The sequence below is a fragment of the Enterobacter asburiae genome (assembly GCF_001521715.1).
Classification (GTDB): Bacteria; Pseudomonadota; Gammaproteobacteria; order Enterobacterales; family Enterobacteriaceae; genus Enterobacter; species Enterobacter asburiae.
In genome coordinates this window covers 2,446,542-2,465,109 of record NZ_CP011863.1, presented here as the reverse complement: position 1 = coordinate 2,465,109, position 18,568 = coordinate 2,446,542, and the positions used below count along the sequence as shown (strand labels likewise).

The 18,568-nt window shown below is 55.1% G+C and carries 18 protein-coding genes and 1 tRNA gene; 11 read left to right on the top strand and 8 right to left on the bottom strand.

Annotated features, from left to right (window positions below; genetic code table 11):
• Positions 1–13 precede the first annotated feature (13 nt).
• The 5 genes from ACJ69_RS12050 to ACJ69_RS12035 form a co-directional block, all read right to left on the bottom strand.
• Positions 14–711 (bottom strand): IS1-like element IS1A family transposase gene (locus ACJ69_RS12050; RefSeq protein WP_103215986.1). Its coding sequence is split into 2 segments (ribosomal slippage): positions 14–462 and positions 462–711, totalling 699 coding nucleotides; the frame shifts between segments, so codons are not numbered across the junction.
• A gap of 28 nt (positions 712–739) precedes the next feature.
• Complete coding sequence (locus ACJ69_RS25265; protein WP_153251355.1) at positions 740–985, bottom strand: hypothetical protein; 246 nt, start codon at positions 983–985, stop codon at positions 740–742.
• A 91-nt stretch (positions 986–1,076) separates the two neighbouring features.
• On the bottom strand, positions 1,077–2,354 hold the full coding sequence (locus ACJ69_RS12045; RefSeq protein WP_054830123.1) for a tyrosine-type recombinase/integrase: 1,278 nt from the start codon (positions 2,352–2,354) through the stop codon (positions 1,077–1,079).
• 185 nt (positions 2,355–2,539) lie between these two features.
• Positions 2,540–2,614 (bottom strand) — tRNA-Arg (locus ACJ69_RS12040).
• Between the two features lie 75 nt (positions 2,615–2,689).
• On the bottom strand, positions 2,690–3,619 hold the full coding sequence (locus ACJ69_RS12035; RefSeq protein ID WP_029740160.1) for a formate/nitrite transporter family protein: 930 nt from the start codon (positions 3,617–3,619) through the stop codon (positions 2,690–2,692).
• Positions 3,620–3,934: 315 nt separating this feature from the next.
• On the opposite strand from ACJ69_RS12035, the gene mlaA reads away from it, so the two are divergent.
• Complete coding sequence (mlaA, locus tag ACJ69_RS12030; RefSeq protein ID WP_023312585.1) at positions 3,935–4,687, top strand: phospholipid-binding lipoprotein MlaA; 753 nt, start codon at positions 3,935–3,937, stop codon at positions 4,685–4,687.
• A gap of 44 nt (positions 4,688–4,731) precedes the next feature.
• Here mlaA and fadL read toward each other — a convergent pair whose 3' ends face one another.
• On the bottom strand, positions 4,732–6,054 hold the full coding sequence (gene fadL, locus ACJ69_RS12025; protein WP_032659239.1) for a long-chain fatty acid transporter FadL: 1,323 nt from the start codon (positions 6,052–6,054) through the stop codon (positions 4,732–4,734).
• Positions 6,055–6,426: 372 nt separating this feature from the next.
• Between fadL and ACJ69_RS12020 the strand changes: the two genes are divergently transcribed.
• From ACJ69_RS12020 to sixA, 4 genes are all read left to right on the top strand, one after another.
• The gene (locus tag ACJ69_RS12020; RefSeq protein WP_024907659.1) at positions 6,427–6,711 is read left to right on the top strand and encodes a YfcZ/YiiS family protein; all 285 of its coding nucleotides are present in this window, start codon (positions 6,427–6,429) and stop codon (positions 6,709–6,711) included.
• A gap of 277 nt (positions 6,712–6,988) precedes the next feature.
• A complete protein-coding gene (fadI, locus tag ACJ69_RS12015) occupies positions 6,989–8,299 on the top strand; it encodes an acetyl-CoA C-acyltransferase FadI (protein WP_059347101.1) in 1,311 nt (436 codons plus the stop codon).
• Positions 8,299–10,446: a fatty acid oxidation complex subunit alpha FadJ gene (gene fadJ / locus ACJ69_RS12010; protein ID WP_059347100.1), complete on the top strand. Its 2,148-nt coding sequence runs from the start codon at positions 8,299–8,301 to the stop codon at positions 10,444–10,446. Before fadI ends, fadJ begins: the two co-directional genes overlap by 1 nt.
• Positions 10,447–10,655: 209 nt before the next feature.
• Positions 10,656–11,141 (top strand): phosphohistidine phosphatase SixA, encoded by a 486-nt coding sequence (gene sixA, locus ACJ69_RS12005; protein ID WP_032659231.1) that lies wholly within the window; start codon positions 10,656–10,658, stop codon positions 11,139–11,141.
• A gap of 46 nt (positions 11,142–11,187) precedes the next feature.
• Here the strand turns inward: sixA and smrB are convergent, their stop codons facing one another.
• Positions 11,188–11,739 (bottom strand): endonuclease SmrB, encoded by a 552-nt coding sequence (gene smrB, locus ACJ69_RS12000; RefSeq protein WP_033146105.1) that lies wholly within the window; start codon positions 11,737–11,739, stop codon positions 11,188–11,190.
• 145 nt (positions 11,740–11,884) lie between these two features.
• On the opposite strand from smrB, the gene prmB reads away from it, so the two are divergent.
• Genes prmB through ACJ69_RS11970 form a run of 6 tightly spaced genes read left to right on the top strand, consistent with a single transcriptional unit; the run spans position 11,885 to position 16,436 of the window.
• Complete coding sequence (prmB, locus tag ACJ69_RS11995) at positions 11,885–12,817, top strand: 50S ribosomal protein L3 N(5)-glutamine methyltransferase (protein ID WP_008502612.1); 933 nt, start codon at positions 11,885–11,887, stop codon at positions 12,815–12,817.
• 60 nt (positions 12,818–12,877) lie between these two features.
• Positions 12,878–13,963, top strand: coding sequence for a chorismate synthase (gene aroC / locus ACJ69_RS11990; protein ID WP_059347099.1), 1,086 nt, complete (start codon positions 12,878–12,880; stop codon positions 13,961–13,963).
• A 2-nt stretch (positions 13,964–13,965) separates the two neighbouring features.
• Entirely contained in the window at positions 13,966–14,790 is an 825-nt protein-coding gene (gene mepA / locus ACJ69_RS11985; protein WP_059347098.1) for a penicillin-insensitive murein endopeptidase, read from the top strand.
• Positions 14,790–15,599, top strand: coding sequence for a sulfite exporter TauE/SafE family protein (locus ACJ69_RS11980; RefSeq protein WP_038417370.1), 810 nt, complete (start codon positions 14,790–14,792; stop codon positions 15,597–15,599). Before mepA ends, ACJ69_RS11980 begins: the two co-directional genes overlap by 1 nt.
• Positions 15,599–16,144, top strand: coding sequence for an elongation factor P hydroxylase (locus ACJ69_RS11975; RefSeq protein WP_029740205.1), 546 nt, complete (start codon positions 15,599–15,601; stop codon positions 16,142–16,144). The genes ACJ69_RS11980 and ACJ69_RS11975 overlap by 1 nt, the downstream gene beginning before the upstream one ends.
• Before the next feature lie 13 nt (positions 16,145–16,157).
• Positions 16,158–16,436 carry a YfcL family protein gene (locus ACJ69_RS11970; protein ID WP_029740204.1) on the top strand — a complete coding sequence of 93 codons (279 nt, stop codon included), beginning with the start codon at positions 16,158–16,160 and terminating at the stop codon, positions 16,434–16,436.
• Between the two features lie 57 nt (positions 16,437–16,493).
• Here the strand turns inward: ACJ69_RS11970 and mnmC are convergent, their stop codons facing one another.
• Positions 16,494–18,491: a bifunctional tRNA (5-methylaminomethyl-2-thiouridine)(34)-methyltransferase MnmD/FAD-dependent 5-carboxymethylaminomethyl-2-thiouridine(34) oxidoreductase MnmC gene (mnmC, locus tag ACJ69_RS11965; protein ID WP_059347097.1), complete on the bottom strand. Its 1,998-nt coding sequence runs from the start codon at positions 18,489–18,491 to the stop codon at positions 16,494–16,496.
• Between the last annotated feature and the right edge of the window lie 77 nt (positions 18,492–18,568).

The window sequence follows — 18,568 nt, the reverse complement described above, 5'->3', positions numbered from 1 at the left end:
TAATGACTCCAAATTATTGATAGTGTTTTATGTTCAGATAATGCCCGATGACTTTATCATGCAGCTCCACCGATTTTGAGAACGACAGCGACTTCCGTCCCAGCCGTGCCAGGTGCTGCCTCAGATTCAGGTTATGCCGCTCAATTCGCTGCGTATATCGCTTGCTGATTACGTGCAGCTTTCCCTTCAGGCGGGATTCATACAGCGGCCAGCCATCCGTCATCCATATCACCACGTCAAAGGGTGACAGCAGGCTCATAAGACGCCCCAGCGTCGCCATAGTGCGTTCACCGAATACGTGCGCAACAACCGTCTTCCGGAGCCTGTCATACGCGTAAAACAGCCAGCGCTGGCGCGATTTAGCCCCGACGTAGCCCCACTGTTCGTCCATTTCCGCGCAGACGATGACGTCACTGCCCGGCTGTATGCGCGAGGTTACCGACTGCGGCCTGAGTTTTTTAAGTGACGTAAAATCGTGTTGAGGCCAACGCCCATAATGCGGGCGGTTGCCCGGCATCCAACGCCATTCATGGCCATATCAATGATTTTCTGGTGCGTACCGGGTTGAGAGGCGGTGTATGTGAACTGTAACTGCCATGTTTTACGGCAGTGAGAGCAGAGATAGCGCTGATGTCCGGCAGTACTTTTACCGTTACGCACCACCCCGTCAGTAGCTGAACAGGAGGGACAGCTGATAGAAACAGAAGCCACTGGAGCACCTCAAAAACACCATCATACACTAAATCAGTAAGTTGGCAGCATCACCCGAGAGGTTATATCTTTCAATATTATCAGCGGCATTTTCGTAAAAACTAACAGACAAATCACCAGCTAAATTTTTTGGCTCAAAAGCTATTGAGATAGCACCTGTTTTATTCCAGTGAATTAAGTCTTCACATTCGCAATTAAGCAATTTAGCAGCTCTTTCGAATGAGCAGTATTCTAAAGGCGCAATTCGGTTCTCTTTCCAGACGTTGCTATCCATCACGTCACCCTCGCGTGCACCTGATGAAAACTGTGGCAGGCATCAGGTGTTACTGCTTTTCGCCTGGCCGGGCTAGCCCCAGTCTTACTCATTAGCTACCAACTACCCGTAATTTCTTCATGTCGTATGGTGCGACATGATTATCCGAGTTTGCTTCAAGATAGTCTGACCACCACTGCATCATTCGGCGGCGCTCCTGCATATGCTGCGCCAGGTGAACATAAGCCGCACGTACTTCATTGCGTTCCTGGTGACTCATTTGTCGCTCTACGGCATCTCTTGACCACAATCCTGATTCGGTAAGAGCAGAGCAGGCCATTGCCCGGAAACCATGTAAGCAAATATCGGCCTGCGTATCATAACCCATAGTACGGAGCGCTTTATTAACCGTGTTCTCACTCATAGGCTTATAGGGATTGCTATCGCCAGGAAAAATCAGTGTGTATTCATTGCTGATGTTTTTAATCGATTTCAATACGTCAATTGCCTGCGAAGACAGTGGTACTGCATGCCCACTGCCCATTTTAGCCCCACGTTCAGAGAATTTTACGCCTGCAATTTCTTCTCGCTGACCAGGGATTGTCCACATGGCAGTTTCAAAGTTTATCTCGTCCCAGCGAGCATGGCGAAGTTCGCTTGAACGAACAAATGTATGAAGAGAAAGTAACACGGCGAGTTTGGTGAGAGATCTGCCTGTGTAGGTTTCAGTTTTCGCCATCAATTCTGGCAGACGATCCAGAGGTAGAGCGGGGCGGTGTTTAGTTTTAGGACTCGTCAAAGCACCTTTCAGGTCATGAGCTGGGTTGTACTCGACAATTCCACGCTGAACCGCATAGCGGAATACGCTGCTCATTGTGGTCTTTACTCTTCCCGTAGTAGCACCAATGCCTTGTTCGTTCATGCTAATAAGCAAAGGTAGCAGATCCCGTGTTTTTAAGGTGTCGATGGGTTTGCAACCGATGAGAGGAAATATGTGGTTTTCCATTTCCCTCAATATCTTATTACGGGTGATCTCTTTCCACACAGGATGCCCCATCGTTCCGCCGTGCCACTCACGGGCTATAGCTTCGAAAGTTGGTGACGTTGGTTCAGTACTTTCAGCTTTTTTTGTTTCACGTGGGTCTCTGCCCTCGGCAAGAAGCTGTCTGGCTTCATCTCTGCGTTTACGGGCTGTTGTCAGCGGAACATCCGGATACAAGCCTAATGCTAATGTCGCCTGCTTACCAGCAAAGCGATAATTCATGCGCCAGTATTTGCCACCGGTCTTTTTGACCAAGAGATACAGACTGCCACCATCGGATATTTTGTAATCGGTGTCTCGTGGCTTGGCATTCTCGATCTGTTTGGGTGAAAGCTCGTTTATAGCCATAAATGACACCCCTCATGAGGTAATTGATGGTATCTGGATATCGAACTGAATAGTACCATCACTTATACCATCAGAGTGCTGTAATGTCATGAAGGTAATTGAACGCTGTGTAAGTGTGGTTTCTGCTGGAAGGCTTGGTATTACTGATGTTGTGAAGTGAGCTGAAGTGTTGTGAAATGACTCAATGGTGTCCCCTGCAGGAATCGAACCTGCAACTAGCCCTTAGGAGGGGCTCGTTATATCCATTTAACTAAGGGGACGAGGCGGCACGAGTATAGCCTTATTTACACTTTGCGTTAAGCGCATCGCCGCCTGACTGCTCAAAGAGTCACCATTCAGGTCGATTTTTTTGTCGATTTATCATCATTTTCCCGTGCCTTAAGCTCAGCTTTGCGTTTGTTCGACATGTCGTTACGAATTTGGGCATGGCTTAACAGCGCGAAGATAAATGTTCCGCCGCAGATGTTTCCCGCCAGCGTCGGAAGGGCAAACGGCCAGAAGAAATCGCTCCAGTGAAGCGTACCGTTAAAGACCAGATAGAGGATTTCAACGGTACCGACCACAATATGCGTGGTGTCCGCCAGCGCAATTAGCCAGGTCATCAATATGATCACCACAATTTTGGCGCTTCCCGCTGAAGGAAACATCCAGACCATCGTGGCGATAATCCAGCCAGAGATGATGGCGTTTGAGAACATCTCGACCGGCGTGTTTTTCATTACGTCCATGCCGATTTTCACAAACGCATCCCGGGTGGGTTCATCAAAGATCGGCATATATTCAAACGCCCATGCCGCGATGCCCGTGCCGATGATATTACCCAGCAGGACCACGCTCCAGAGCCGCATCAATAAGCCGAAATTACCGAGTGTGGGGTTTTGCATCACCGGCAGAACGGCGGTCACCGTGTTTTCGGTAAACAGCTGCTGGCGGGCCATGATGACAATAATAAAGCCGAAGGTATAGCCGAGGTTTTCCAGTAAAAATCCACCGGGTACGCCTTCCAGCTGCACATGAAATATCCCTTTCGCAAGCAGAGATGCGCCCATTGATAGCCCGGCAGCGATGGCTGACCAGAAGAGGGCCATCGCGTCGCGCTCCATCTCTTTTTCACCATCCTGGCGTATATGCTCGTGGATGGCCATTGCGCGGGAGGGGAGGCGATCTTCATCAATTTCTATCTTCTCGCCGCGCGCTTTCTCCTCGCTTTCAATTTCAAGTTCCTCAGTGCTCTCGCCAATTTTCTCTTCACCTACATCTTTCATATCTGCTCCCGGAGGTTGATCTTTCTGTTAAGCGTAGCGGCTTTTATCGGGATGCCTGTGGGGATGCTCTTAATTTGGCTGCAATGACAACAAAGGTGATACATCTCTTTCAAAGACATTATAAAATTGCCAGCGAAACGAATTCCTAAAGCCAGGCTATGCTGAGATCAGAGTCACGGTGATTACTGCCCGTAATTGTGCTCATAGACATCGGTAAACGTGCTGTTACAATCGCTTGCACGTTTACAGACGGAGCGTCAACGGCTCCGTTACGGATGGCAATCAACGATAGCCATACTGAACAGGGAGATATTTATGAAACTTCGGCTGTCGGCGCTTGCGCTTGGCGCGACGATGCTTGTGGGCTGCGCCAGCTCCGGTGAGCAAACGGGACGCTCCGATCCTCTCGAAGGATTTAACCGCTCAATGTATAGCTTCAACTACAACGTACTGGACCCGTATGTGGTTCGTCCGGTGGCAGTAGCATGGCGCGATTATGTTCCACAACCTGCGCGTAACGGGTTAAGTAACTTTACCAGCAACCTCGAAGAGCCTGCGGTAATGGTGAACTACTTCCTGCAGGGCGACCCTTATCAGGGGATGGTCCACTTTACCCGCTTCTTCCTGAACTCCATTCTGGGGATGGGGGGCTTTATTGATGTTGCAGGTATGGCTAACCAGAAACTGCAGCGTGAACAGCCGCACCGTTTTGGCAGCACGATGGGACACTACGGCGTCGGGTATGGTCCGTACGTGCATTTACCGTTCTACGGTAGTTTCACCCTCCGTGATGATGGCGGCGATATGGTGGATACGCTGTATCCGGTCCTGTCATGGCTGACCTGGCCGCTGTCGGTAGGTAAATGGACGGTGGAAGGGATTGAAACTCGCGCGCAACTGCTCGACTCTGATGGCCTGCTGCGCCAGTCTTCTGACCCGTACATTATGGTGCGTGAAGCGTACTTCCAGAATCATGACTTTATTGCCAACGGCGGCAAGCTGAAGCCGGAAGAGAATCCAAACGCGAAGGCGATCGAAAACGAACTAAAAGATATCGATTCGGAGTAAATAAAAAAGGTGAGCAATGCTCACCTTTTTTGATTCCAGCGCGATTAGAACGCGTAGTTGAAGTTCATGCCGTACAGCCAGGCCTTACCTTCGGAAGAGAACTCATACGGACCTTCCTTGAAGTTAACTTTTTGACCGTGCATATAAGATATGCCCGCATCAATAGAAGCATCCTTGTTGAATGCATAGGTCGCACCAGCGCTCAGCCAGAAGCGGTCCTGATCCGGAATCGAGATAGAGCGTTTGTCTGCTGGTACCGGACTATCATCGAAGGCAATACCGGTACGGAATGTCCAGTTGTCATCCATATAGTAGGTGGTCCCCAGCGCGATGCGGTAAGCATCACGGAAGCTCTCATCTTTATAGAAGAGCGTGTCGCCGTTGCTGTTGGTCGCCTTCAGCTCCTGGAACTGGCTCCAGCTGGTATAGGTCAGGCTATAGTGAACTGCCCACTGTGGCGCCACTTTGTTATAACCAGACAATTCCCACATTTCTGGTAAGTGCAGGCTCAGAGAGCCGCCAGTGGTTTGGCCATTGGTCCCCATCGGAAGACCGAAGTTGCCGAGGATCTGGTTATAAGCAGAAGGGAGGCTGCTTTTGTAATCGCCATCAAAGTCGATTTTTACTTCTGAACGGTAGGTAAAGCCGTAACGGTTGTTTTTATCGAGTTCATAAAGGATGCCTGCGTTCCAGCCAAAGCCCCACTCATCGCCCTTCAGATAAGCGATCTGAGTATCTGCCGGGATACCAGCCACTCGCTGTGCCAGGGCTGGTGGTAGTGCGCCTGAGCCAGCGACGACTTTGCCCAGGTCGCCCGCGTAACGTTCGATCTTCGCTTTAGCATACACAGCGTCAAAGCCAACGCCGAAACTCCAGTGATTATCCAGACGGTAAGCACCGCTCAGGTTCAGGTTCAGGGTTTCCAGGTCGGTTTTACCGCCAAACGCCCCAGCTGCATAGTCGTTATTGAACTCGGTTGCTAAACCGTAGTTAGAGGTCACGGATGCGCCCCAGCCGAACTGGTCGTTAATCGGCGCCACGAAGTGCATGTTTGGAACCCATGCCGTTGGGGCAATGTTATCCGATTTCAGATCGGCACCTGTCGGAGAACGGCCCGAGATATCAACACCTGGATCGACAAAAATTGCACCGGCAGAGAAAGTCGGACGATCGAACATCATGATCAACGCGGGGTTACGACTCGCGTTACCCGCATCATCAGCAATAGCGCCTTCCCCGGAATACGCACGGCCAAGGCCAGAGGAAGAAAATTCGTTTAACTGAAAGCCCGCTGACCAGGCGGAAGTGGAGACGAGTGCCACTGCGACTGCCAGCGCAGTCTTGTTGAACAGGGTTTTCTGGCTCATGACCATAACCTCATTGAGTTATTTTTATTCAATAATTGTTACATACCGTAACAGGAGCGCGAAGTGTAGGGTCTGAGGTATGACAGACAAATCAGACCAGTGGCCAGAGTATAGGTCTGACCAGCCGGAATGTTGCAAGTTTGTTTATTAATATTTTCAAACATGTTTCGTGAAACGAGATCTGGTTGGCAAAATTGTGACCATCACGACTCACCCAAAAGGGTGGTTTTTGTTTTAGATCATTTTTTAGTGTGATATTGGTCACTTATCCCCTTTTGCGCCATTAACGGCTGGAGAGCGCCCGCGCCGGGGCGTAAAATAGCAGCATCGTGTTTATCTCGCGCGCTGCGCGAATACAGAGGAAATTGAGCTATGAGTAAATGCAGTGCTGATGAAACCCCGGTTTGCTGCTGTATGGATGTTGGGACCATCATGGACAACACCGATTGCACCGCCTCTTACAGCCGTGTATTCACCAACCGTGCCGAAGCGGAAGAGACCCTGACCGCGCTGAGCAAGCGTGCGCGTGACGTTGAATCCGATCCGTGTGAAATCAAGTCTACCTTTACCGAAGTGGAAGGCGGCGTGAAGCTGGACATCGACTTTGTCTTCGCCTGCGAAGCAGAAACGCTGATTTTCCAGCTGGGCCTGCGTTAATTTCTGCGGCCTGAAGCCGTCACCCCGACCCTCTCTCACGGAAGAGGGTGCAAACATTAAAAACGGTAACCTACGGGTTACCGTTTTGCTTTTACCTTGCGCACCCGGCAACAAACCGCACAAATGCCTCTGCTATGCAGGGGCATTTTCTTTTTCTTCTCTGTGTTTTAGCTCGCACTTTTTCGTTTCCCCGATTGGCTGAATGTAAAAAAATGGTTAAGACTATTATCAGGTCAGACCACTTTATTTTTGCGAAAATTTTTTACAGGGGAGTGTTATGAGTCAGGCATTACCGCTTATTACCCGTCAGGGCGATCGCATTGCCATAGTCAGTGGATTGCGCACGCCATTTGCGCGTCAGGCAACGGCGTTTCATGGCATACCGGCCGTCGACCTGGGGAAAATGGTAGTGGGGGAGATGCTGGCTCGCAGCGAAATTCCGCCTGAGGTCATTGAACAGCTGGTATTTGGTCAGGTTGTGCAGATGCCTGAAGCCCCCAATATTGCGCGTGAAATCGTCCTCGGTACCGGGATGAACGTGCATACCGATGCCTACAGCGTCAGCCGCGCCTGCGCAACCAGCTTCCAGGCCGTGGCTAACGTCGCCGAAAGCCTGATGGCGGGCACGATTCGCGCCGGGATTGCGGGTGGGGCGGACTCCTCTTCGGTGCTGCCGATTGGGGTCAGTAAAAAACTGGCGCGCATTCTGGTGGATGCCAATAAAGCCCGCACGACGGGTCAGAAACTCAAACTCTTCTCACGTTTACGCCTGCGCGACCTCATGCCTGTACCACCTGCCGTCGCGGAATATTCCACCGGCCTGCGCATGGGCGATACCGCCGAGCAGATGGCTAAAACGTATGGCATCACCCGTGAACAGCAGGATGCTCTGGCGCATCGTTCGCACCAGCTCGCTGCGAAGGCCTGGTCGGAAGGCAAACTTGCCGACGAGGTGATGACGGCTTACATCCCGCCTTACCGTGAACCGCTTGCGGAAGATAACAATATTCGCGGCACCTCAACGCTGGCGGATTACGCCAAACTGCGCCCTGCGTTTGACCGCAAACACGGCACGGTGACGGCGGCGAACAGCACGCCGCTGACGGATGGCGCAGCAGCCGTGATCCTGATGACCGAATCCCGCGCGAAGGAGCTGGGCATCACTCCCCTGGGGTATTTACGCAGCTATGCCTTCACCGCCATTGATGTCTGGCAGGACATGCTGTTAGGTCCGGCGTGGTCCACGCCGCTGGCGCTGGAGCGCGCGGGGCTGACGCTGGCTGATTTAACCCTGATTGATATGCACGAAGCGTTTGCCGCGCAAACCCTGGCAAACGTACAGCTGCTCGCAAGCGAGCGTTTCGCGCGCTATGTGCTGGGACGCGCTCATGCCACTGGCGAAGTCGATCAGAGTAAATTCAACGTGCTGGGCGGCTCTATCGCCTACGGTCATCCGTTTGCCGCCACAGGGGCGAGGATGATCACGCAAACATTACATGAACTCCGTCGCCGCGGCGGCGGGTTTGGCCTCGTTACCGCCTGTGCGGCGGGTGGCCTTGGCGCAGCAATGGTTCTGGAGGCTGAATAATGGATATGCCATCTGCATTTAATCTGACGGTTCGCCTCGATAACGTGGCCGTTATCACTATTGATGTGCCTGATGAAAAGATGAATACCCTGAAGGCCGAATTTGGTGTTCAGGTGCGCGCGATGCTAAAGCAGATCCGCGACAACAAAGCGATTCGTGGTCTGGTCTTTATCTCTGCCAAGCCGGATAACTTTATCGCCGGCGCGGATATCAACATGATCGCCCGGACGCAAAGCGCTCTGGAAGCCGAAGAGCTGGCGCGTCAGGGCCAGCAGGTGATGGCGGAGATTAACGGCCTGCCGATCCCGGTCATTGCCGCGATCCACGGTGCCTGCCTGGGCGGTGGGCTTGAACTGGCGCTGGCCTGTCACAGCCGGATTTGCACCGACGATGCGAAAACGATTCTGGGCCTGCCGGAAGTGCAGCTGGGCCTGCTGCCTGGCTCCGGCGGAACGCAACGGCTGCCGCGTCTGGTGGGCGTCAGCACGGCGCTGGAGATGATCTTAACCGGTAAACAGCTGCGCGCCCGTCAGGCGCTGAAAGCCGGTCTGGTCGATGACGTCGTGCCGCAGTCCATTTTGCTGGAGGCCGCCGTTGAGCTTGCGCTGAAAGGGCGTCAGGCAAAACGTCCTCTGCCGGTGCGTGAGCGCGTGCTGGCCGGTCCGCTGGGGAGAACGCTCCTGTTCAACATGGTGGGCAAAAAGACCGAACAAAAAACCAAAGGCAATTACCCGGCGGCAAAGCGGATCCTTGAAGTAATCGAAACCGGGCTGTCGCAGGGCAGCAGCAGCGGCTATGCCGCGGAGGCCAAAGCCTTTGGCGAACTGGCGATGACGCCGCAGTCACAGGCGCTGCGCAGCATCTTCTTCGCCAGCACGGACGTGAAAAAAGATCCGGGCAGCGAGGCGCAGCCTGCGCCGCTGCGTGCCATTGGCGTACTGGGTGGGGGGCTCATGGGCGGCGGAATCTCTTTTGTTACCGCCAGCAAAGGCAAATTGCCTGTACGAATCAAAGACATTAATCCTAAGGGGATCAACCACGCGCTGCAGTACAGCTGGCAGAACCTTGATCAAAAGGTCAAGCGCCGCCATATCAAGGCAAGCGAGCGTGATAAAACCCTGGCGATGATCTCCGGTACGACGGATTACAGCGGTTTTGCGCACCGCGATCTGGTGATTGAAGCCGTGTTTGAAGATCTGGCGCTTAAGCAGCAGATGGTGGCAGACGTTGAGCAACATTGCGCCCCGCATACCATTTTTGCCTCCAATACGTCGTCATTGCCGATTGGCGATATCGCGGCGAAAGCCGCGCGTCCGGAGCAGGTGATTGGGCTGCACTTCTTTAGCCCGGTCGAAAAAATGCCGCTGGTGGAAGTTATTCCGCACGCGACAACCAGTCCGCAAACTGTTGCCACCGTGGTGAAGCTGGCGAAAAAACAGGGCAAAACCCCGATAGTGGTAGCGGACAAAGCCGGCTTCTACGTTAACCGCATTCTGGCTCCCTACATTAATGAAGCAATGCGGTTGCTGACGGAAGGCGAGAAAATCGAACATGTCGACGAGGCGCTGGTAAAGTTTGGTTTCCCCGTTGGCCCAATCCAACTTTTGGATGAGGTGGGAATAGATACCGGCACTAAAATTATACCAGTGCTGGAAGCCGCCTATGGCGATCGTTTTAGCCCACCTGCAAACATTGTTTCTGCGATTTTGAAGGACGATCGCAAAGGCAGAAAAAATGAACGCGGTTTCTATCTTTACGGCGCGAAAGGGCGTAAAAGCAAGAAACAGGTCGACCCTTCGGTTTATGGGCTTATTTCGACCACCGGTCAGGGAAAACTGTCCGCCGTTCAGTGCGCTGAGCGCTGCGTAATGATGATGCTCAATGAAGCGGCGCGCTGCTTTGGTGAACAGGTGATCAAGAGCGCACGCGATGGTGACATCGGCGCGGTATTTGGCATTGGTTTCCCGCCGTTCCTTGGCGGTCCGTTCCGTTACATGGATTCGCTCGGCGCGGGTGAAGTGGTTGCTATCCTGCAACGTCTGGCTTCGCAATATGGTCCACGGTTTACACCGTGTGACGAATTATTGCAGATGGCGGAACGCGGCCAGACATTTTGGCCTGCAAGGGAAACTGTCCTCGTAAGCTGAGGTCAAAGAAGGGTAAATCCTGAAGTGAATGGACCTGTTCTGGCGATTTTGTAAACAGAGATTGACTATACTTACGCCATTGAGGTAAAAAACAGCGTTTCATTCACCGAATGGATCAGGCACAATGCCCGGCCATCGGGTTTTCTACCTCATAGCATTTATCGCGGGTAGTTAACGCCGGTGATTCTGGTTAACAAAAGCGGTGCAATATGCAAGTTTTTATCATGCGTCACGGCGACGCGGCACTCGATGCCGCCAGTGACTCAGTACGTCCTTTGACCGTCTGTGGCTGCGACGAATCTCGTCTGATGGCGACCTGGCTTAACGGTCAAAAAGTGGACATCGAACGCGTTCTGGTGAGTCCGTTCCTGCGTGCAGAACAGACGCTGGATGTGGTAGGGGAGTGTATGAACCTGCCGACCAGTGTGGATGTTCTCCCTGAACTCACCCCGTGTGGCGATGTAGGCCTTGTCAGCGCTTATCTTCAGGCGCTGTGCAATGAAGGTGTCGCTTCCGCGCTGGTCATTTCCCACCTGCCACTGGTTGGCTATCTGGTATCTGAGCTGTGTCCGGGCGAGACACCGCCGATGTTCACGACATCCGCCATTGCCAATGTTTCTCTCGACGAAACGGGCAAAGGTGTCTTCAACTGGCAAATGAGTCCGTGCAACCTGAAGATGGCAAAAGCGATCTGACGTGACGTGCGATATGGCGGGGCGCAATGTGCTTCCCGCCATTCTGTCAGGGCAACTCTGGCGGCTGCCACTCTTCCACTTCAATCAACACAAGCAACGCGGCATCTCCGCCGTACTCTTTCGGTGCCTGATGAAAAGCCATGACGTGTGGGTGCTGAGCCAGCCACAGCGGCGTCTGTTGCTTAAGGATATGTTTACCGTGGCCGTGCATCACGCAGGCGCAAAAAACATGTTCACGGCGACAGGCGGCGATCAACGCCCCCAGCTCCTGTTTCGCCTGCATCTGCGTTAAACCGTGCAGATCGAGAAACAGCTCCGGCGAATAATCTCCGCGGCGTAATTTTTTCAGCTCAAAATGGCTGACGTCTTCGCGTACGTACTTCACAGCCCCTTGCGTGTTGAGCAGCGGCTGAAATTCATCTGAAAAATAGTGGCTGTTATCGGCCTGCTCCTGCAGCAGGCGTTTGACCGGTACTTCGCTGATTTTTTTACGCAGCGGGCGATGGACGATGGTGTCCTGCGTGATTTTACGCGTCCCGGTCATCAGCTGACGGAAGAGCGCCTGATCCTCCTCGCTGAGCGATGTTTTCTTTTTCATTCGTCATTCTCATCTCGTATTTCCGACAGTGTACCCGACTAAACGCATTTTTTAACCTCAAGCGCGACGCGTCATTGCTGATTTATCGCCGTCTTCATGGCAAACTAGCCGCCGAAAATTATGCGAGCATGCCCTGGAGGAAAGAGTGGATAAAATATTTGTCGATGAAGCAGTAAACGAGCTGCATACCATACAGGACATGTTGCGCTGGTCGGTTAGCCGCTTCAGCGCCGCCAATATCTGGTACGGTCACGGTACCGATAACCCGTGGGATGAAGCCGTGCAGCTGGTGCTGCCGTCTCTCTACCTGCCGCTGGATATTCCGGAAGACATGCGCACCGCGCGCCTGACCTCCAGCGAAAAACACCGCATCGTTGAGCGCGTGATCCGCCGCGTGAACGAGCGCATTCCGGTCGCCTACCTGACCAACAAAGCCTGGTTCTGCGGCCACGAGTTCTATGTCGATGAACGCGTGCTGGTGCCGCGCTCGCCGATTGGCGAGCTGATTAACAACCACTTTGAAGGTCTGATCGGCCATCAGCCACAGCACATTCTGGATATGTGTACCGGCAGCGGCTGCATCGCGATTGCCTGCGCGTACGCCTTCCCGGAAGCGGAAGTGGACGCCGTCGATATCTCCACCGACGCGCTGGCCGTGACCGAACACAACATCGAAGAGCACGGCCTGATCCATCACGTTACGCCAATTCGCTCCGACCTGTTCCGCGATCTGCCGACGCTGCAGTACGATCTGATCGTCACCAACCCGCCGTACGTCGATGCGGAAGACATGTCCGATCTGCCGAACGAATACCGTCACGAGCCGGAGCTGGGTCTGGCGTCAGGCTCTGACGGCCTGAAGCTGACGCGCCGCATTCTGGCCTGCGCGCCGGATTACCTGACCGATGACGGCGTTCTGATTTGTGAAGTGGGCAACAGCATGGTACATCTGATAGAGCAGTACCCGGATGTGCCGTTCACCTGGCTTGAGTTCGACAACGGCGGTGACGGCGTCTTTATGCTGACCAAAGCGCAGCTGCTCGACGCGCGCGAACACTTCAGCATCTATAAAGATTAATCCAGCGGGCTTCGGCCCGTTTCACAACGCTCAAACACAAACAACAACATCGGAGCCGTGATGGCAGGAAACAGTATTGGACAGTTATTCCGCGTGACCACATTTGGCGAGTCGCACGGGCTGGCGCTGGGCTGTATCGTTGATGGCGTACCGCCAGGCATCGAACTGACCGAAGCCGATTTACAGCACGACCTCGACCGCCGTCGTCCGGGCACCTCGCGCTACACCACGCAGCGTCGCGAGCCGGACCAGGTCAAAATTCTCTCCGGCGTCTTTGAAGGTCGCACCACCGGGACCAGCATCGGTCTGCTGATCGAAAACACCGATCAGCGCTCCCAGGACTACGGCGCCATCAAAGACGTCTTCCGTCCGGGCCACGCTGACTACACCTACGAACAAAAGTACGGCTTCCGCGACTATCGCGGCGGCGGACGTTCTTCCGCGCGTGAAACCGCGATGCGCGTGGCGGCAGGGGCGATTGCTAAGAAATACCTGCAGCAGAAATTTGGCATCGTTATCCGCGGCTGTCTGACCCAGATGGGCGACATTCCGCTGGCGATGAAGGACTGGGATCAGGTTGAACAAAACCCGTTCTTCTGCGCCGATGCCGACAAGCTGGAGGCGCTGGACGAACTGATGCGCGGCCTGAAAAAAGAGGGCGACTCCATTGGCGCGAAAGTGACCGTGGTGGCCGACGGCGTCCCGGCTGGCTGGGGCGAGCCGGTATTTGACCGTCTCGACGCTGACATTGCCCACGCGCTGATGAGCATCAACGCGGTGAAGGGCGTAGAGATTGGCGACGGCTTTGACGTGGTTCAGCTTCGCGGCAGTCAGAACCGCGACGAAATCACGAAGGCGGGCTTCCAGAGCAACCATGCGGGCGGCATCCTGGGCGGTATCAGCAGCGGGCAGCAGATTGTTGCCAATATCGCGCTGAAGCCAACTTCCAGCATTACCGTGCCGGGCCACACGATTAACCGCGATGGCGAAGAAGTTGAGATGATCACCAAAGGACGTCACGATCCGTGCGTGGGGATCCGCGCGGTGCCGATCGCAGAAGCGATGCTGGCGATCGTGCTGATGGATCACTTCCTGCGCCAGCGCGCGCAGAATGCGGATGTGACGACCACCATTCCACGCTGGTAAACATGAAAAAAACCGCAATTGCTCTGCTGGCGCTGCTTGCCAGTGGAGCCAGTCTGGCCGCGACGCCATGGCAAAAAATCACCCATCCGGTGGCGGGGAGCGCGCAGTCCATTGGCGCCTTTTCCAACGGCTGTATCGTCGGTGCCCAGGAGCTTCCTCTCCAGTCTGATACCTATCAGGTGATGCGCACCGATCAGCGACGTTATTTCGGCCACCCGGACCTGGTGCTGTTCATCCAGCGTCTGGGCAATCAGGTGCATAACCTGGGGCTGGGCACGATGCTGATTGGCGATATGGGAATGCCTGCCGGCGGTCGTTTTAACGGTGGGCACGCCAGCCACCAGACCGGACTGGATGTTGATATCTTCCTGCAGCTGCCGAAAGCGCGATGGACCTCCGCCCAACTGCTGAAACCGCATGCGCTGGATCTGGTGGCGAGCGACGGTAAGCGCGTTGTGCCATCACTCTGGACGCGAGATGTTTCCAGCATGATCAAGCTGGCGGCTGAAGATAACGACGTCACGCGGATTTTCGTTAACCCTGCCATCAAGCAGCAGCTCTGCCTGGACGCCGGAACCGATCGCGACTGGCTGCGCAAAGTGCGCCCGTGGTTCCAGCATCGTGCGCACATGCACGTTCGTCTGCGCTGCCCGGCGAATAGCCTCGAATGTGAAGATCAGCCGCTACCACCGCCAGGCGATGGCTGCGGTGCGGAACTGCAAAGCTGGTTTGAGCCGGCAAAACCTGGAACCTCTAAGCCTGAGAAGAAGACACCGCCTCCGTTGCCGCCTTCCTGCCAGGCGCTACTGGATGAGCATGTACTTTAATGGATAATTTCGTCGATCTGTTTATGGTGTCACCGCTGCTGCTGGTGGTGCTGTTCTTTGTGGCCATGCTGGCCGGTTTTATCGACGCGCTCGCGGGCGGCGGCGGGTTGTTAACCGTGCCCGCTCTGCTGGCGGCGGGCATGAGCCCGGCGCAGGCGCTTGCTACCAATAAGCTTCAGGCCTGCGGCGGCTCGCTCTCGGCGTCGCTCTATTTTATCCGCCGTAAGGTGGTAAGCCTGGCCGATCAGAAGCTCAATATCCTGATGACCTTTATCGGCTCCACGTCGGGCGCGCTGCTGGTTCAGCACGTGCAGTCCGATATTTTGCGCCAGATCCTGCCGATTCTGGTCATCTGCATCGGGCTTTACTTCCTGCTGATGCCAAAGCTCGGTGAAGAAGACCGCCAGCGTCGCCTGTACGGCCTGCCGTTTGCCCTGATTGCCGGGGGCAGCGTGGGTTTTTACGACGGTTTCTTCGGGCCGGGGGCGGGTTCATTTTATGCGCTGGCGTTCGTGACGCTGGCCGGGTTTAACCTCGCCAAATCCACCGCCCATGCCAAAGTGCTCAACGCGACCTCAAACGTCGGCGGTCTGCTGCTGTTTATCATCGGCGGTAAGGTCATCTGGGCAACCGGATTTGTGATGATGGCAGGGCAGTTCCTGGGCGCGCGCGCGGGCTCGCGACTGGTGTTAAGCAAAGGACAAAAACTTATTCGCCCGATGATCGTCATCGTCTCGGCCGTAATGAGCGCCAAACTTCTTTATGACAGCCATGGACAGGAGATCCTCACCTGGTTGGGGATGCACTAATGAACAGTACGCATAAATACGAACAGCTGATTGAGATTTTCGACGGCTGTTTTGCTGACGATTTTAATACCCGTCTGATTAAAGGCGACGACGAACCGATCTATCTTCCTGCTGATGAAGAGGTTCCGTATAACCGCATCGTCTTTGCCCACGGCTTTTATGCCAGCGGTTTGCACGAGATTTCGCACTGGTGCATTGCGGGGAAAGCGCGGCGCGAGCTGGTGGACTTCGGTTACTGGTACTGCCCGGACGGACGTGATGCCGCTACTCAGGGGCAGTTTGAGGATGTGGAAGTGAAGCCGCAGGCGCTGGAATGGCTATTCTGCGTCGCGGCGGGTTTCCCGTTCAACGTCAGCTGTGACAACCTCGAAGGCGACTTCGAGCCGGACCGTATCGTCTTCCAGCGCCGCGTTCACGCGCAGGTGATGGAATATCTTGAGAAAGGCATCCCGGAACGTCCGGCACGCCTGATCGAGGCCTTACAGAATTATTACCACACGCCGGTTATCACGGCGGAATGCTTCCCTTGGCCGGAAGATCTTTAACAGAGGAAAGAAGATGATCGCAGAATTTGAATCACGCATTCTGGCGTTAATTGATGACATGGTGGAACACGCCAGTGATGATGAGCTGTTCGCCAGCGGTTATCTGCGTGGTCACCTGACGCTCGCGGTAGCCGAGCTGGAAGCGGGTGACGATCACTCTGCCGACGCCGTTCACGCTGAAGTCACTCGCAGCCTGGAAAAAGCCATTCTGGCCGGGGAGCTCTCTCCGCGCGACCAGTCGCTGGTGCTGGGCATGTGGGACACTTTGTTCCAGCAGGCGAAAGCGAAGTAAGTGTTTCACCACCCTCTCCCTGTGGGAGAGGGACGGGTGAGGGCACCAGACCGCACCCTACTTAACCTTCTTCCCCTTCAGCAGTTTCCGTACCCACAAGCGATTCGGATTCAGCCCCGCAAGCGTAACCCTGTCCAGCGGAATCGGCTCGTCGCTCATTTGTGCGGCTAACACTTCTGCCAGCAGCGGTGCGGAACAGAGCCCGCGAGATCCTAATCCACCCAGCATATACAGCTCAGGATAAACCGGCGCGCTTACCGCGTTATCCCGGTTATCAGCAAGATCCTGATAGGCCTCAAGCGTCGCGTCGTAGTCAGGCACATTTCCCGCCATCGGCAGATGATCGCGGGTGGCACAGCGCACGCCGCAGCGCGCGTTACCCTCGCTGACGTCAACCTCTTTCGCCCACGCCGCATCCGGGAAACAGTCAATCAGGCGCTGGCGGTTCTGCGCCTGATCCGCGTCGCTGTAGCGCATATCCGCTTCGCCACGATGGTAGCTGGCCCCGATGCAGTGATGGCCGTTAGACGGATTTTGCGGCGTAAGATAGCCGTCATAGCACAGCACCTGACGCAGTTTGCTCAGTTCAGACGCGGAAGGAATATGGCTTACCTGGCCGCCGACCGGATAAACCGGCAACGTCTCTGTCTGGATAAACTGGCTGATGTTATGCCCGTTTGCCAGCACAACGCTGGCATGGCTCGCCTCTTTGCCATCAGCAAAACGCAGATTCCAGCGTTCTGTCCGGCTCAACGATTCAACCTTGTGAGCATAATGCGCCGTCAGCCCGCGCGACTGCGCCAGGGCAATGACCGCCGCGGTAAGCTCAGCCGGGCACAGCCAGCCGCCGAGCGGATACTGAATGCCCCCACAGCCGGTTTCCACGCCAGCGGTGTCTGCCACCTCTTGCGCACTTACCGCACGGGCAATCTCGTCAGGCAGACCCAGCGACAGCATCTGCGTGATTTTTTGCTGGCTCTTTTCATCCCAGCCGAGCTGCTTCACGCCGCACCAGTCATGATCGAAAGCCACCGGCAGGGCGTCGTACAGGCGACGGGCGAAGGTAAACGCCGCCGGGAAAAACCGGAACAGGGCCGGGTCGTGCGCGCTTAAAAGCGGATAGAGTGCTCCCTGGCGGTTGCCGGACGCGCCGCTTGCTGGCGCGTCGTCAGCACAGTAGAGCGTGACCTGCCAGCCGCGGTGGAGAAGCGCGAGAGACAGCAGGGCGCTGGCGATCCCCCCGCCGACTATCGCCACCTCACGGGATGCGCTGGCGCCGCGTGCAAACCAGGGGGCGCTTGCGGGGATGTCCAGCGTCTGCTCCATTCTGCCGACCAGCATGTCGCGCTTGCGGCCAAAACCTTTGGTTTTCTGCATGGTAAAGCCCGCCTCCTGCAGCCCGCGGCGGACAAAGCCTGCCGAGGTGAAGGTGGCAAGCGTTGCGCCCGGGCGCGCCAGCCGCGCCATCGCGCTAAACAGATGCTGGCTCCACATGTCCGGGTTTTTGGCGGGGGCAAAGCCGTCAAGGAACCACGCGTCCACCGTCTGATTCATCGAATCATCGAGCGTATCGGTCAGGTCATTGATGTCGCCAAGCCATAAATCCAGCGTCACGCGTCCGCCGTCCAGAATCAGACGATGGCAGCCGCCGATGTGGGGCGGCCACTGTGCCTGAAGCTGCTCCGCCCAGGCTACAAGCTCTGGCCAGCGCTGATGAGCGAGCCGCAGATCGTGCGCGGTTAGCGGGAATTTTTCGAAACTGATGAAATGTAATCTTTGTAGCGTAGCCTCAGGGTGGGCAGCGTGAAACTGGTCAAACGCCTGCCAGAGGGTCAGAAAATTGAGCCCGGTGCCGAATCCGCTTTCCGCGACCACAAACAGGCTCCGCGGATGCTCCGGGAAGCGGGTGCTGAGCTGGTTTCCGTCGAGGAAAACATAGCGAGTTTCTTCGAGTCCGTTATCATTAGAAAAATAGACGTCATCAAAATCTCGGGAAACAGGTGTACCCTCAGCGTTGAATTCGAGGTTGGCGGGTTGTATAGCGTTTTGTTTCACGTAAGTTACTCGTCTGACAGGCAGTGGCACGATCTTAACGATGTGAGTCCATCGGTGCAAATTTCCGCAGAAAATGT